We start from the raw sequence: 13829 nt of genomic DNA, 5'->3' as shown, positions 1-13829 counted from the left end.
GGATACGCTGCCGCAGTGGACGCTCGCGACGTGGCCCGCGATGTGGCTTATGCCGGCGCGGCCGCTCAGGCGCGGATGCTGGCCGACGGCGAACTGACCGCGCCGGAGTTGCTCGAGATCTACCTGGAGCGGATCGCGCGACTGGACAGCCAGCTGCGGTGCTACCGCGTGGTGCTCTCCGACAGCGCGCGCTACGAGGCGGCGGTCGCGCAGGACCGCCTCGAAGCGGGCGAGCGGCTCCCGCTCCTCGGGGTGCCGATCGCGATCAAAGACGACGTCGACGTCGCAGGCGAGGTGACGACGTTCGGCAGCGGCGGACACCGGCCCGCGGCGACATCCGACGCGGAGGTGGTCCGCCGGTTGCGCGCCGCGGGCGCCGTCATCCTCGGCAAGACCAACGTGCCCGAACTGATGATGTTTCCCTACACCGAGTCGCTGGCGTTCGGTGCCACCCGCAACCCCTGGAACCTCACGCGCACCCCGGGCGGAAGCAGTGGCGGCAGCGCCGCCGCGGTGGCCGCCGGCCTGGCTCCGCTGGCGCTGGGATCCGACGGCGGCGGCTCGATTCGCATCCCGGCGATCTGGTGCGGGCTGTTCGGTGTCAAACCCCAGCGGGATCGGGTGTCGCTGGAGCCCCACGACGACGCGTGGCACGGGCTGAGTGTCAACGGACCGCTGGCCCGGTCCGTGCTGGACGCCGCGCTGTTCCTCGATGCGACCTCCACCGTGCCGGGGCCCGAGGGCGAGTTCGCGGCGGCGGCGACGCGTGCGCCCGGGCGCCTGCGAATCGCCTTGAGCACCAAGGTCCCAACCCCGCTGCCCGTCAGGATCGGCAAGGAGCAGCTCACCGCGGTCGAGCAAGCCGGCGCGTTGCTGCGCGATCTGGGCCATGAGGTGATCACCGCCGACCCCGACTATCCGCCATCGGCGATCATGACCAACTACCTGCCCCGCTACCTGCGGGGTATCAGCGACGACGCCGACGCACTGGCCCATCCCGACCGTCTCGAAGCGCGCACCCGCAACCTGGCGCGCGCCGGTTCACTGTTCTCCGACCGCCGGATGGTTGCCCTGCGCGAGGCCGAGGCCGCGGTCAACGCCCGGATTCAGTCGATCTTCGACGACGTCGACGTCGTCGTCACGCCGGGCAATGCGACCGGGCCCTCCCGCATCGGCGCCTACCAGCGCCACGGCGCGGTGTGGACGCTGCTGGCGGTCGCCCAGCGGGTGCCCTACCAACAGGTGTGGAACCTGACCGGGCAGCCCGCCGCGGCCGTGCCGTGGGACTTCGACGGCGACGGCCTGCCGATCGCCGTGCAGCTGGTGGGTCGGCCGTTCGCGGAAGCGACGCTGTTGTCGTTGGCCGCGCAGATCGAATCCGCCAGGCCGTGGGCGCACCGGCGACCGCCGGTGTCATGACGAGCTGATGACGCGCCAGGCGGCCAGCTTGGCGCCCCGCCCGACGGCGTGGGCCGGGCTCGTCGACGGCAGCCGCCGGTATTCCACCCGCTCGTCGGCCTCGGCGAGCCTGCGGTACAGCTCGGCGGCCTTGGCGCCGTTGAAGTACACCCGCGTGATCGTCGGGTATCGCGCGAACAGTTCGCCAAAATCGTTGACCACCAAGCTTTTTGGTTCGATTGCCGAGTCCGCGCTGCCGGGGCGGCGGCATGCGCGCAACACGTCCCAGAGGGCCACACCCACCGATCGCAGCGCGGCCAGCCGGTTTTCGTAGGGCGCCGCCGCGTCGAACCCGAACAGTTCGCCGGTGATCGTCCAGAACGCATTTCGCGGATTGCCGTAGTACTGACCGACCGCCAGCGACTGCGCGCTCGGAAACGAACCCAGGATCAACACCCTGGCGTTCTCGCCGACGACCGGCGGGAAACCCCGCAGCAACGGTGCGCTCATCACTTCAGATCATGACCTCACGCCGCGCTCGCGATCGGCGTGGTCTGTCGGCGCCGACCCGCGTCGCCCGGCTACGCCGCGCTCGCGATCGGCGTGGTCTGTCGGCCCCGACCCGCGTCGCCCGGCTACGCCGCGCTCGCGATCGGCGTGGTCTGTCGGCGCCGACCCGCGTCGCCCGGCTACGCCGCGCTCGCGATCGGCGTGGTCTGTCGGCGCCGACCCGCGTCGCCCGGCTACGCCGCGCTCGCGATCGGCGCGCGTTGTACGTTGGCGAAGTGGACGAGGACCTGCTCGACGGACTCGAGGGCAGCGCACGCAACGAGCGGGCGGAATTGGTCGAGTGGCTGCTCGAGCAGGGCATCACCCCCGAAGAGATCAGGACCACCAATCCGCCACTCTTGCTGGCCACCCGCCACCTCATCGGTGACGACGGTACCTACGTGTCGGCCCGCGAGATCAGCGAGACCCACGGCATCGACCTGGCGCTGCTGCAACGCCTGCAGCGCGCGATCGGTCTGGCCCGGGTGGAGGATCCCGACGCCGTCGTGCACATGCGCGCCGACGGCGAAACCGCCGCCTACGCCCAGCGCTTCATCGACCTGGGGCTGGACCCCGAGCAAGTGGTACTGGTGGTCCGGGTGCTCGCCGAGGGGCTGTCACGCGCGGCCGAGGTCATGCGCTATTCGGCGCTCTCGGCGATCATGCGGCCCGGGGCCACCGAGCTCGAAATAGCCAAGGCGTCAAAGGCTTTGGTCGGCAAGATCGCGCCCGAGCTCGGCCCGATGATCGAGCACATGCTGTTCATGCAGCTGCGCCACATGATGGAGACCGAGGCGGTCAACGCCGCGGAGCGCGCCGCAGGCAAACCGCTGCCGGGCGCCCGCCACATCACGGTCGCCTTCGCCGACCTCGTCGGCTTCACGCGGATCGGCGAGGCGGTGTCGGCGGAGGAGCTGGGGCATCTGGCCAACCGCCTGGCGCACCTGGCTCGCGACATCACCGTCCCGCCCGTGCGGTTCATCAAGACGATCGGCGACGCGGTGATGTTCGTCTGCCCCGAGCCGCTGCCCATGCTCGACGTGGTGGTGAAGCTGGTGGACGCCGTCGACACCGACAACGACTTTCCGCGCCTGCGGGCGGGCCTGGCGTCCGGCATGGCGGTGAGCCGGGCGGGCGACTGGTTCGGCAGCCCGGTCAACGTCGCGAGCCGGGTCACCGGTGTGGCGCGGCCGGGCACCGTGCTGGCGGCCGATTCCGTCTGGGAGAACATCGCCGACGCCGGGGAGTTCAGCGCGTCGTTCGCCGGTGCGCGCCGCCTCAAGGGCATCAAGAACGAGGTCAAACTCTTCCGCATCCGGCGGGGCAACGGCGGCGAGTGAGTTGAAATCCGGCGAACATGGGCAGGCCCGGACGACTCTGGGGGCGTTGGGCTCCGTCATGCGCGGGTCCTACGCGGCCGGTCTTCTACCCTGACTTCCGGCGCTTGGAATTGGTCGTTCCGGGCCTGCTTCGCTACCAAAAATACAACGTCGAACAGCCCATATCAACGGGTTCTCCGCACTTAAACGCACCTTTTGGCGGGCGGCCGCGCGCGGCGCCGGGCCCACGACGCTCCCGCCGCAGCCCGGCCGGCGTTCGCCGCCGGTGAACGCCATTCCATAATGGGTGTAATGATGTAATCATGTAATTATGAAATCGCATCACACGCACGGCCGGCGCTACGGCCGCCCCGGCGGCTGGCAGCAGGCCCAGCAACCCGACGCCAGTGACGCCGCGGAATGGTTCGCGGGGCGCCTGCCCGAAAACTGGTTCGACGGCGACCCGACGGTCGTCGTCGACCGCGAAGAAATCACCGTCATAGGACGGCTGCCCGAACCCCAGGGCTCGGAGCAGGAGACCGACGCCCGAGCGGAAGGGCGCGCTTCCCGGTTCCGGGAGGAAACCCGTTCGGAGCGAATGCATATCGCCGACGAGGCGCAGGATCGCTACGGGCGCAAGGTTTCCTGGGGCGTGGAGGTCGGCTCGAAGTCCGGCGTCGAGCGAATCCTGTTCACTCACATCGCGGTACCGGTGATGACGCGCTTGAAGCAACCGGAACGCCAGGTACTCGACACGCTGGTCGACGCCGGTGTCGCCCGGTCCCGCGCCGACGCGCTCGCGTGGTCGGTCAAGCTGGTCGGTGAACATGCCGAGGACTGGCTGGCCAAGTTGCGCAGTGCGATGTCGGCGGTCGACGACTTACGCTCGGAGGGTCCGGACCTGCAGTCGTAGGCCAACGCCTTCGTCGCGCCGATCGGACGCGTTGCCCGCGTGGGGGTTCGGCGGGCTCTCAGCCGCCGTAGTTCGTCCACCACGTGTGCAAGTCCTCGAGGGCGGGGGGATCCCCGTAGACGTCGCACAGCATGAGCTTGGACTCGTTGGTCCAGATCACGTTCGGGTGGTTCTTGTAGGTCCCGCACGCGATCATTCCGGCGGTCACCGTCGGGGTGCTGTCGTGGTGCCAGCCGTCCGGTGACGCCCCGGCTCCCGGGCAGTTCAGCAGTTGCACGGCGCCCACGTCGTCATCGAACGCCCTCTTCAGCGTGTCCTGATCGGCGAACAGTCCATAGACGGCCCGAGACGGGCCGCCCTGATTGATGTTCTGATCGCAGTCGACCATGGCCACGGCGTTCACCCAGATGCTGTTCGACTTCGGCGTCGCGGGCGTGCAGGCGCCGCTGGGATATCCGGCGGGCAGCAAGGCGAGCAGCTTGCTCTGCGGGTTGGCCGCCCGGGTGGTTGTGGTGGTGGTGCTGGGCCTGGTGGTGCTCGACGTGGTGGAGGTGCGGTTGGCCTGCGGATTGTTGTCGTCGCCTCCCATGACGATCGCGATGCCGACGGCGGCGAGCGCGACGACCACCACCAACGCGGCGACGCCGGCGACGATGGGCCAGGGGTTGCGTCTTTTGGGGGGCGGCTTGCTCCACGCCGGGCCGCCGAATTGGGGTGGCGGGCCGCCCCAATTGGGGTTGGCGGCTTGGTAATAGGGCGGTGTGGTGGGGGGTGGGCCGGCCGCGGGGATGGGTCCGCTGTCGGGCCGCCACGTGGGAGCGCTGTGTGCGGGTACCGGCGTCGAGCCGAGCGCGGGGTTGGGTGTCGAATCCTGTGCCGGCGGCGGCGGTGTGGGGGGAGGCGCCATGACGGTGCCCGGCAGGGTGGCTTCTTGGCTGCGGCGCAAGATGGTGGCGGCGTGGTCCTGGTCGGGGTCGCTGAGTGCGTCGTGGGCGGCCAGGGCCAGGTCGCCGGCGCTGGCGTAGCGGTCCTCGGGTTTCTTGGCCATCCCGCGGGCGATCACCGCGTCGAAGCCCTTGGGAATCCCCGGACGCAGCGCGCTGGGCTGAGGAATGGGGTTCATCGTATGGGCGGTAACCAGCGCGCCCGCGCTACTGGATGTGTACGGCGGGGATCCGGTGAGGCATTCATAGAGCACGCAGGCCAGGGCGTAGATGTCGGCGCGGTAGGTGACTTCGGCGTTGGAAAACCGTTCCGGGGCCATGTATTTCCAGGTGCCCACCGCGGTGCCCAACTGGGTCAGCTTCTCGTCGGTGGTGGCGCTGGCGATGCCGAAGTCGACCAGATAGGCGAAGTCGTCGCGGGTGAGCAGAATGTTTTGCGGTTTGACGTCGCGGTGCATCACCCCGGCGGCATGGGCGGCATCGAGCGCCGCGGCGATCTGGGTGATGATGGCCACCGCGCGCGGCGGGGCCAGCGGGCCAAAGCGTTTGAGCACGCCGTCCAAGTCGGTGCCCTCGATCAGGCGCATCTCCAAGAACATCTGCCCATCGATTTCGCCGTAGTCGTGGATGGGCACCACATGGGGCTCCTGCAAACGACCGGCGGTGCGGGCTTCGCGCTTCATCCGCTCCCGAAACACCGGGTCCTTGCTGAAGGTCTCCGACAGCAGCTTGACCGCCACCGTCCACTCCTTGACGGTGTGCTCGGCCTCGTAGACCTCGCCCATCCCACCGCGGCCCAGCAGCCGTTTTAGGTGATAGGGCCCAAAATCCGACCCCGCCCGCGAGACCTGCTCATCACTCATCGCCGATCCTTCACACCCAGCCACCGCGCCACCGACACCCAACAATCGCCGGGCCCACCGGTCGGCCGCAACCCCCTGACCCAGCAACCATGACCGTAAGCCCCCACCCGGCCCGACGCATGGCAATCACGCGATTTACCCGGGGGACGGTGTGGCTAGCCTTCGTTGTCCGCGGCGATCTGGAACGTGAACTCGTGGTCACAGATGCGGACGTGATCGCCGTCGCGGAGCGTGGCGGCGGACCGGATTCGTTCGTGTTGCACGTGGACCCCGTTGGACGACCGGAGGTCGTTGATGATGAAGCTGGTGCCCGTGTCGACGATGACGGCATGGTGGCGGCTGACTTTGGGGCTGTCCAGGACGATGTCGTTGTCACCGAGCCGTCCGATCCGGGTCGCCGCCGCCCGCAGCGGGTAGCTGCGTCCCGAAGCCTCGTGCAGATAAGCGATGGCCTGCTGCCCGGACACCATGGTGTGCTGTTCGAGCACTGTGACCGTGTCGACGGCGGCGGTCTTGGCGCTTCGCTTCACGTCGAGCGGTTCCTGGCGCAGGATCTGCTCGTTGAGCGACCGCAGCGTCGGGCCCGGATCGATGCCCAGGTCTTCGGCCAGCGTGGTCTTGACGCGACGGTAGGCGGCCAACGCGTCGGACTGCCGGTCGGTGAGGTAGTACGCGGTGATCAACTGGGCCCATAACGGCTCCCGGTAGGGGTGTTCGGCGGTCAGCGTCTCGAGTTCGGTGATCACGGTGGACGCACGCCCGCAGGCGATTTCGGCCTCCGCCTTCGCGCCGTGGACCAGAACCTTTTCCTCGACGAGCGAGGTGGCGAACGTGTCGACGAACTGGAATTCGCGGAGGTCCTCGAGCACCGGCCCGCGCCATTCCGCCAGCGCGGCCGTCAGGTGCTGGCTGGCCTCGTCGAATTTTCCCGCGGCGGCGGCATGCACGCCAGCGGTCTTTTCGGCAATGAATCGCCCGATATCGCAGTCACTTTCGGCGATGCTGAGCCGGTATCCCGGCGGCGCCGCGGCCAGCACCACTCGTGGGTCGATGCCGGCGGTGCCGAGCAGCTTACGCAGGTTGGACACGTAGGAATGAATGCTGGCCCGAGCGCCCGACGGGGGCTCGTCGTCCCACAGCGCGGTGATGAGCCGGTCGACGGCGACCGGACTGTTGCGGTTCATCAGCAGCACGGCCAGTACCGCTCGCTGTTTGGGGGTGCCCAGGGCCACCAGGGCACCGTCAACGCTCATCTCCAACGGCCCGAGCAGAGCGAGTTCGAGACGTTTGTCCACCACGCTTATCGGTCCTTTCGGTCCTCCGCAGCGCACCTGGGAGATGTCCTAGCTTGCCATTGTGATCTCAATCTCGGCGATTTCGGTAGTGACGCGCGAATTGTGCGTGGTTGATGCCGGGGCGCTGACTCTCTGGTCGGTGAACGAAAAGCCTTCCCCGCCACAAGGACGTGTGAAGCCTTTCGCGAACGGGTCTGGCGCTCAGGCGAACACGCAACGCGGCGGACAGTCATAGGCTGCCCGCCGCGCGATGGAATCAGCTGCGCCTCACATGGTGGCGACAATCAGCTCGTGGCTGGCTTCCCAGGCTCGCATGAAGAGCGCCATCGGGACTTGCGAGTCGCGGCCGTTCGGGTCACCGCTGTCGTTCAGGTGGACGATGTTGTAGGCGGCGTCGACACCGGTGACCACGACGGCGTGGTCACCGATCGGGCTGCCGTTCTCGTCCTTGGTCTCGACGGGCACGTGCCAGATCAGTTCGCCGTTGACGCTGACCATCACCTTGTGACCGGTGCCCAGCAGCTGCTCGATACCTTCGATGCCTGCGGGGACGCCTGTCTTTGCCGCATGGGCCTCGTCACTGACCACCCCGTACACGTTGTATAGCTTCAGCAGCGTCGGGACGTCGCCGAACATCGTGCCCTGGCCCGAATTCGGATCCTTGGTGTCGGACGGCTTGATGTAAATCGAGCCGGGATGGATGGCGCTGGGGGTGGACTCGGCCTTCTTGATGATGGCCTCCTCCGAGGGTTCCTTGCCGGTCATCTGGCCGATCAGGTCAGCGGCGGCCATCAGGACGCAGTCGTCGTACTTTTGGTGTCGCCACCACTTGGCGGCGGCGGTGGGGTCGCCGTAGGTGGTGCCCGAGGCTGCTTGAGCCGGGCCCGCCAGTCCCAGCGCGATCGCGCCGGCGGCGACTGCCAACGTTGCGGCTTTGGCGATGCTGCCGAGGATTGTCTTCATGGATTGTCCTTCTCCCGGCCCGCCCCGTCGGCGGGCTTTCCTATCTGAGAGAAGGTTCCGATCTTGGCCTTTTCGTTACCTCAAAGAATTCTCAACGTGACTTGGCAGCGGCCCGCAGACCTGAGGTTTCGGGCTAGGCCCTGGTCATGGCGTAGTAGGCGCCCCGCCGGGCCAGCAGCTCGGTGTGGCTGCCTTGTTCGACGATCCGGCCGGCTTCGACCACGACGATGCGGTCTGCGTCCCTGATCGTCGAAAGCCGATGCGCGATAATGAAACTCGTGCGATCCCGGCGCAGCTCCGACGTGGCGCGGGCGATGAGCGCCTCGGTGCGGGTGTCGACCGAGCTGGTCGCCTCGTCGAGGATCAACAGCCGCGGCCTGGCGAGGAACGCGCGCGCGATGGTGATGAGTTGCTTTTCGCCCGCGCTGATGTTGCCGCCGCCACCGCTGACCCGCGTCTCGTAGCCGGCCGGCAGAGTGTGCACAAAACGGTCGACGTATGCCGCCTTGGCGGCTTGCACCACCTCGTCCGCGCTCGCCTCGGGCCGCCCGTAGGCGATGTTCTCCGCGATCGTCCCGTCGAAGAGCCAGGTGTCCTGCAGGACCATGCCGATCCGCGACCGCAGCGACTGCCTGCTCACGGTGGTGACGTCGGCCCCGTCGACCAGGATCCGGCCGGAATCGACGTCGTAGAACCGCATCAGCAGGTTCACCAGAGTGGTCTTGCCGGCCCCCGTGGGGCCGACGATCGCCACCGTGGTCCCCGGCTCGGCCACCATCGACAGGTCGTGGATCACCGGCGTGTGCGGGCTGTAACCGAAGGTCACGTGCTGGAACTCCACCCGCCCGCCCGGGCCTCCGTCGGGCAGCGGGAGGGCGGGCTGGGGATCCGGCGATTCCTCGGGCTCGTCGAGCAGTTCGAACACCCGCTCCGCGCTGGCCACCCCGGACTGCAGGGTGTTGTACATCCCGGCCACCTGGCTGAGGGGGGCATTGAACTGCCGGACGTATTGGATGAAGGCCTGGATGCCACCGAGGGTGATGTGGCCGCCGGCCACCTGCAGGCCGCCCAGCACGGCAACGGCCACGTAGCCGAGGTTGCCGATGAACGCCGTCGCCGGGGCCACGAGGCCGGAGAAGAACTGCGCGCCGAAACTCGCCCCGTACACGTCGTGGTTGCAGTCGCGAAACTTTGTGCGCGCCGCGGCCTGGTGGCCGAACGTCTTGACCACCGTGAAGCCGCTGTAGGTCTCCTCGATATGGGCGTTCAGCCGACCGATGCTGGTCCATTGCGCTACGAACAGGCGCTGCGCGCGCCGCGCGATCGCACGCGTGGCCAGCAGGGTCAGCGGCACCGTCGCCACGGTGACCAGGGCCAGCAGCGGCGAGATGGACACCATCATCGCCAGCACGGCGACCACGGTCAGGATGGACGTCACCAGCTGTGTGATGGTCATCGACAGCGACGACTGCACGTTGTCGATGTCGTTGGTCACCCGGCTCAGCAGCTCACCGCGTTGGCGCCCATCGAAGTAGGACAGCGGCAGCCGGTGGACCTTGTCCTCGACGTCGGAACGCAGCGCGACCATCGTGCGTTGCACGGTGACGTTGAGCAGCCGTGCTTGCGCCCAAATCAGCAGCGCAGAAACCAGATACAGGCCCAACGCCAGCGCCAGCGTTCGTGCCACGGCACCGAAGTCGACGCCCTTGCCTGGCACCACACCCATTCCCGACAGGAGGTCGGCGAAGGTGTTGTCCCCCCGGGCCCGGGCCGCGGCCACGGCCTGCGCCTTGGTGATACCCGCGGGGAGCTGTCGCCCGATGACACCGTTGAACAACAGATCCGTGGCGTGGCCGAGGATGCGCGGGACGATGACGCCGATAACCGTCCCGACGACACCGAGGCTGATCACCGCGATGCTCAGCCGCCGTTGCGGTGCAAGCCGTTTCACCAGCCGGGTGGCCGAACCCCAGAAGTCGCGGGACCGTCCGGCCGAGGCCGGGGTCACGCCTCGAGTGGCCGCCACGGTCATGGCGCACCCCCGAATTGACCCGATCGCACGGCGCTCACCGACTGCGAGTCGGCGAACTCCGTATAAGTGGGGCAGTCGGTGAGCAGCGATTCGTGCGTGCCGGTGCCCACCAGTCTGCCGTTGTCGACGACGATCACCTGGTCGGCCCGGGCGGCGGTCGAAACTCGTTGGGTGACAAGGATGACCGTGGCCGCGCCGGATATCTGTGTCAGCGACTCGCGGACCCGCGCATCGGTGTGCACGTCGAGCGCGCCAAACGAGTCGTCGAAGAGGTAGATGGCGGGGCGGCGGATGACCGCCCGGGCGATCGCCAGTCGTTGCCGCTGACCGCCGGAGAAGTTGATGCCGCCCTGGGCCACCCGCATCCGCAGCCCGTCGTCGTGCGCGCGGACGAATCCGTCGGCGTCGGCCACCCGCAACGCTTCCCACATCTCGTCGTCTGTCGCGTCCGCCTTGCCATAGCGCAGGTTTTCGGCCACGGTGCCGGAGAACAGATAGCCGCGCTGGGGCACCAGCCCGATCGCGGACCACAGTCGCTCCGTGTGGTAATCGCGGACGTCGACGTCGTCGACCAGGACGGCGCCGCCGGTCACGTCGTAGAGCCGGCAGATCAACGACACCAGCGTCGACTTGCCCGACCCGGTGCTGCCGACGATGGCCGTGGTGGTGCCGGGCCGTGCGGTGAACGAGATGTCCTGCAGCACCGGGCGATCGGCGCCCGGATAGGTGAATGTCACGCCCTCCAGACGCACCACCCCGGCGATCCCTCCGTGCGGGAAGGCCGGTCGCTGCGGATCGGTCACCGCGGCCCGGGTGGACAGCACCTCGGAGATCCGTTCGGCGCACACGGACGCTCGCGGCAACACCACCAGCGTCATCGTCGCCGTCAGCACCGCCATGAGGATCTGGGTGAAGTAGGCCAGGAACGCGGTCAGCGAGCCGACCTGCATCTGGCCGCGATCGATGCGCAACCCGCCGAACCAGATCAGCGCGACGCTGGACACGTTCACGGTCAGCGTGGTCACCGGCAGCATCACCGCTTGCCAGTTGCCTGCGGTCAGCGCGGTGTGCGACAGCGCGGCGTTGGCGCGGGCGAATCGGTCGCGCTCATAGGCTTCGCGGGCGAACGCCCGGACGACGCGCACGCCGGACAGCTGGTCGCGCATCACCCGGTTGATGGCGTCGATCAGGCCCTGCATCCTGCGGAACAGGGGCAGCATGTGCGACATCACCCAGTAGTTGGTCACCGCCATGATGGGAACGCTGACCAGCAGCAGCCATGTCAGCGCGGCCTCCTGATGGATGGCCATCAAGATTCCGCCGATGCACATGATGGGCGCGGTGACCAGCACGGTGCTCGATATCTGAACCAGGTACTGGATCTGGCGGACGTCGTTGGTGGTGCGCGTCAACAGCGTGGGCGCGCCGAAGTGGGCGGTCTCATGCTCGGAGAAGGTGGTGATGTGTTCGAACATCGCCGCGCGCAGGTCGCGACCGAAGCCCATCCCGGTCCGCGACCCGAAGTACACCGCCCCGACCGCGCACAACACCTGCAACGCCGTGACCGAGAGCATCACCATGCCGAGCCTGACGATGGTGGCCGTGTCGCCCTTGGCGACGCCCTCGTCGATGATCGCGGCGTTGACCGTCGGCAGGTACAGCGAGGCGAGGCTGCTGATGCCCTGAAGCACCATCAGCACCGCGACCAGCCGCCGGTACGGCCGGATGTACTGGCGCAGCAGTGCCAGGAGCATCTGGTTACTCTCGCACACCGCGCATCGACCAGCGCAACTGAAACGCCTGCTCAGGCGCGTCGGTGGTTGACCCGCTGAGCTGCCGCTACAGTGCATCGTGTGGACCGGGAGCAGGCTGAGCAAGAGCAGGGTAACGGTGCGGCGTAATTCAAGGGCGCTGGCCGTCGCGGCGTCGGCCTTGATGATCCTGATCCCCGCGGTTGCGGCGTGCTCCGATTCCGGCGGCAACAAACCGGGAGCGACGTCCTCGTCCGCGCCGGGGAACTCGGAGGGCCACCACGGGCCGATGTTCCCCCAATGCGGCGGCATCAGCGATCAGACGGTGGCCGAGCTGACCAAGGTGACCGGCCTGATCAACACCGCGCGCAACTCCGTCGGCTGCCAATGGCTGGCGGGCGGCGGCATCCTGGGCCCCCACTTTTCCTTCTCCTGGTATCGCGGCAGTCCGATCGGTCGCGAACGCAAGACCGAGGAGCTGTCGCGCGCTAGCGTCGATGACATCAATATCAACGGACACAGCGGATTCATCGCGATAGGAAACGAGCCGAACCTGGGTGACTCGCTGTGCGAGGTGGGCATCCAATTCCAGGACGACTTCATCGAATGGTCGATCAGCTTCAGCCAAAAGCCGTTCCCGCCGCCATGCGACATAGCCAAAGAATTGGCGCGTCAGTCGATTGCGAACTCGAAATGACCGGCAGAAGAGTGCGCGCCATTGCAACCGTCTTGATCGCTGCGCTCATGGTGTTGACGGGGTGCTCGAAGTCGATCGGGGGCACCGCCGTCAAAGCGGGCGGTCCTACCCGCAACAACAATTCGCAGCAGCAGTATCCGAACCTGCTCAAGGAGTGCGAGGTGCTGACCAGCGACATCCTCGCCAAGACGGTGGGCGCCGACCCGCTCGACATTCAGAGCACATTCGTCGGCGCCATCTGCCGGTGGCAGGCGGCCAACCCCGCCGGCCTGATCGACATCACCCGGTTCTGGTTCGAGCAGGGCAGCCTCGGCAACGAACGCAAGGTCGCCGAGTTCCTGAAGTACAAGGTCGAGACGCGGAACATCGCCGGGATCGATTCGATCGTGATGCGTCCGGACGACCCGAACGGCGCATGCGGAGTGGCCAGCGACGCGGCCGGAGTGGTCGGGTGGTGGGTCAACCCTCAGGCGCCGGGCATCGATGCCTGCGGTCAGGCCCTCAAGCTGATGGAGCTGACGCTGGCCACGAACTCGTAGTTCAACGCGGCGACGATGCGGCCCGCGTCGCGGGGCGAGGAGAAGCCGCGCAATCAATCAACGCGGCACCTCGAACTCTATGAGGGCGGCGCGGCCGAGTTCGAGACCCTTCCATCCGGACGGGACGGTCAGCACGGCGATCGCAGACGTCGGGAATTTGGCCGAAATCCGTTCGGCCGCAGCCGCGTCGGTGCCACTGCCGGCAAGCCCGAGGGCCAGGGCAGACATCGTCGGCTCGTGGCCGACGACCAGCAGCGTTTCGACTTCCTCACCGACCGTGTTGATTTCCTCGATCATGGTGCCGGGCGTGGCGCCGTAGAGCCGCTCGCTGTACCGCACCGGAGCGTCGATACCGGTGTTGGCCAACGTCTGCCGCGCACGGGTCGCGGTGGAGCACAGCACGGCGTCGATGACCGGAGCGTTGGCGCGCAGCCAATCACCGGCGAGTCCGGCTTGCTTGATGCCGCGGGGCGCCAGCGGTCGGTCGTGGTCGGCGACCCCGGGCGGGTAGTCGGATTTGGCGTGGCGCATCAACAGCAACGTGCGCTGATCTTTCACGGCAGCCA

The 13829-nt window shown here is 67.8% G+C and carries 12 protein-coding genes; 5 read left to right on the top strand and 7 right to left on the bottom strand.

The window, feature by feature from the left end; translation table 11 throughout:
- The first annotated feature begins 30 nt into the window (after positions 1 to 30).
- On the top strand, positions 31 to 1419 hold the full coding sequence (locus G6N37_RS12505) for an amidase (RefSeq protein WP_163684969.1): 1389 nt from the start codon (positions 31 to 33) through the stop codon (positions 1417 to 1419).
- Here G6N37_RS12505 and G6N37_RS12500 read toward each other — a convergent pair.
- Complete coding sequence (locus tag G6N37_RS12500) at positions 1414 to 1908, bottom strand: DNA-deoxyinosine glycosylase (protein ID WP_163680635.1); 495 nt, start codon at positions 1906 to 1908, stop codon at positions 1414 to 1416. The genes G6N37_RS12505 and G6N37_RS12500 overlap by 6 nt on opposite strands.
- Before the next feature lie 260 nt (positions 1909 to 2168).
- Between G6N37_RS12500 and G6N37_RS12495 the strand changes: the two genes are divergently transcribed.
- Both G6N37_RS12495 and G6N37_RS12490 read left to right on the top strand, forming a co-directional pair.
- Positions 2169 to 3287, top strand: coding sequence for an adenylate/guanylate cyclase domain-containing protein (locus G6N37_RS12495; protein ID WP_163680633.1), 1119 nt, complete (start codon positions 2169 to 2171; stop codon positions 3285 to 3287).
- 310 nt (positions 3288 to 3597) lie between these two features.
- The gene (locus G6N37_RS12490; protein ID WP_163680631.1) at positions 3598 to 4179 is read left to right on the top strand and encodes a hypothetical protein; all 582 of its coding nucleotides are present in this window, start codon (positions 3598 to 3600) and stop codon (positions 4177 to 4179) included.
- Between the two features lie 58 nt (positions 4180 to 4237).
- Here the strand turns inward: G6N37_RS12490 and G6N37_RS12485 are convergent, their stop codons facing one another.
- From G6N37_RS12485 to G6N37_RS12465, 5 genes are all read right to left on the bottom strand, one after another.
- Positions 4238 to 5986, bottom strand: coding sequence for a serine/threonine-protein kinase (locus tag G6N37_RS12485; protein ID WP_163680629.1), 1749 nt, complete (start codon positions 5984 to 5986; stop codon positions 4238 to 4240).
- Positions 5987 to 6141: 155 nt separating this feature from the next.
- Positions 6142 to 7239: an ATPase/transcriptional regulator EmbR gene (gene embR / locus G6N37_RS12480; protein ID WP_163684967.1), complete on the bottom strand. Its 1098-nt coding sequence runs from the start codon at positions 7237 to 7239 to the stop codon at positions 6142 to 6144.
- Positions 7240 to 7548: 309 nt separating this feature from the next.
- The gene (locus G6N37_RS12475; protein WP_163680627.1) at positions 7549 to 8244 is read right to left on the bottom strand and encodes a cysteine peptidase family C39 domain-containing protein; all 696 of its coding nucleotides are present in this window, start codon (positions 8242 to 8244) and stop codon (positions 7549 to 7551) included.
- Positions 8245 to 8377: 133 nt separating this feature from the next.
- Positions 8378 to 10276, bottom strand: coding sequence for an ABC transporter ATP-binding protein (locus tag G6N37_RS12470; protein ID WP_163680625.1), 1899 nt, complete (start codon positions 10274 to 10276; stop codon positions 8378 to 8380).
- Positions 10273 to 12030, bottom strand: coding sequence for an ABC transporter ATP-binding protein (locus G6N37_RS12465; protein WP_163680623.1), 1758 nt, complete (start codon positions 12028 to 12030; stop codon positions 10273 to 10275). The genes G6N37_RS12470 and G6N37_RS12465 overlap by 4 nt, the downstream gene beginning before the upstream one ends.
- A gap of 181 nt (positions 12031 to 12211) precedes the next feature.
- Here G6N37_RS12465 and G6N37_RS12460 point away from each other — a divergent pair, with 181 nt between their 5' ends.
- Complete coding sequence (locus G6N37_RS12460; protein ID WP_276066337.1) at positions 12212 to 12724, top strand: DUF3558 domain-containing protein; 513 nt, start codon at positions 12212 to 12214, stop codon at positions 12722 to 12724.
- Complete coding sequence (locus tag G6N37_RS12455) at positions 12721 to 13263, top strand: DUF3558 domain-containing protein (protein ID WP_163680618.1); 543 nt, start codon at positions 12721 to 12723, stop codon at positions 13261 to 13263. Before G6N37_RS12460 ends, G6N37_RS12455 begins: the two co-directional genes overlap by 4 nt.
- 57 nt (positions 13264 to 13320) lie before the next feature.
- Here the strand turns inward: G6N37_RS12455 and G6N37_RS12450 are convergent, their stop codons facing one another.
- The gene (locus G6N37_RS12450; RefSeq protein WP_174813823.1) at positions 13321 to 13821 is read right to left on the bottom strand and encodes a SixA phosphatase family protein; all 501 of its coding nucleotides are present in this window, start codon (positions 13819 to 13821) and stop codon (positions 13321 to 13323) included.
- Between the last annotated feature and the right edge of the window lie 8 nt (positions 13822 to 13829).

It is taken from the genome of Mycobacterium seoulense, from assembly GCF_010731595.1.
GTDB classification, from domain to species: Bacteria; Actinomycetota; Actinomycetes; order Mycobacteriales; family Mycobacteriaceae; genus Mycobacterium; species Mycobacterium seoulense.
The sequence above is the reverse complement of the archived record's forward strand: the minus strand, read 5'-3'. Positions and strand labels throughout refer to the sequence as shown.

What these genes read in the sequence shown, in the direction of transcription:
- G6N37_RS12475 (WP_163680627.1), bottom strand. Translation starts at nt 8,244, where the DNA reads ATGAAGACAATCCTCGGCAGCATCGCCAAAGCCGCAACGTTGGCAGTC.
- G6N37_RS12455 (WP_163680618.1), top strand. Translation starts at nt 12,721, where the DNA reads ATGACCGGCAGAAGAGTGCGCGCCATTGCAACCGTCTTGATCGCTGCG.
- G6N37_RS12485 (WP_163680629.1), bottom strand. Translation starts at nt 5,986, where the DNA reads ATGAGTGATGAGCAGGTCTCGCGGGCGGGGTCGGATTTTGGGCCCTAT.
- G6N37_RS12460 (WP_276066337.1), top strand. Translation starts at nt 12,212, where the DNA reads ATGATCCTGATCCCCGCGGTTGCGGCGTGCTCCGATTCCGGCGGCAAC.
- G6N37_RS12465 (WP_163680623.1), bottom strand. Translation starts at nt 12,030, where the DNA reads ATGCTCCTGGCACTGCTGCGCCAGTACATCCGGCCGTACCGGCGGCTG.
- G6N37_RS12500 (WP_163680635.1), bottom strand. Translation starts at nt 1,908, where the DNA reads ATGAGCGCACCGTTGCTGCGGGGTTTCCCGCCGGTCGTCGGCGAGAAC.
- G6N37_RS12490 (WP_163680631.1), top strand. Translation starts at nt 3,598, where the DNA reads ATGAAATCGCATCACACGCACGGCCGGCGCTACGGCCGCCCCGGCGGC.
- embR (WP_163684967.1), bottom strand. Translation starts at nt 7,239, where the DNA reads ATGAGCGTTGACGGTGCCCTGGTGGCCCTGGGCACCCCCAAACAGCGA.
- G6N37_RS12470 (WP_163680625.1), bottom strand. Translation starts at nt 10,276, where the DNA reads ATGACCGTGGCGGCCACTCGAGGCGTGACCCCGGCCTCGGCCGGACGG.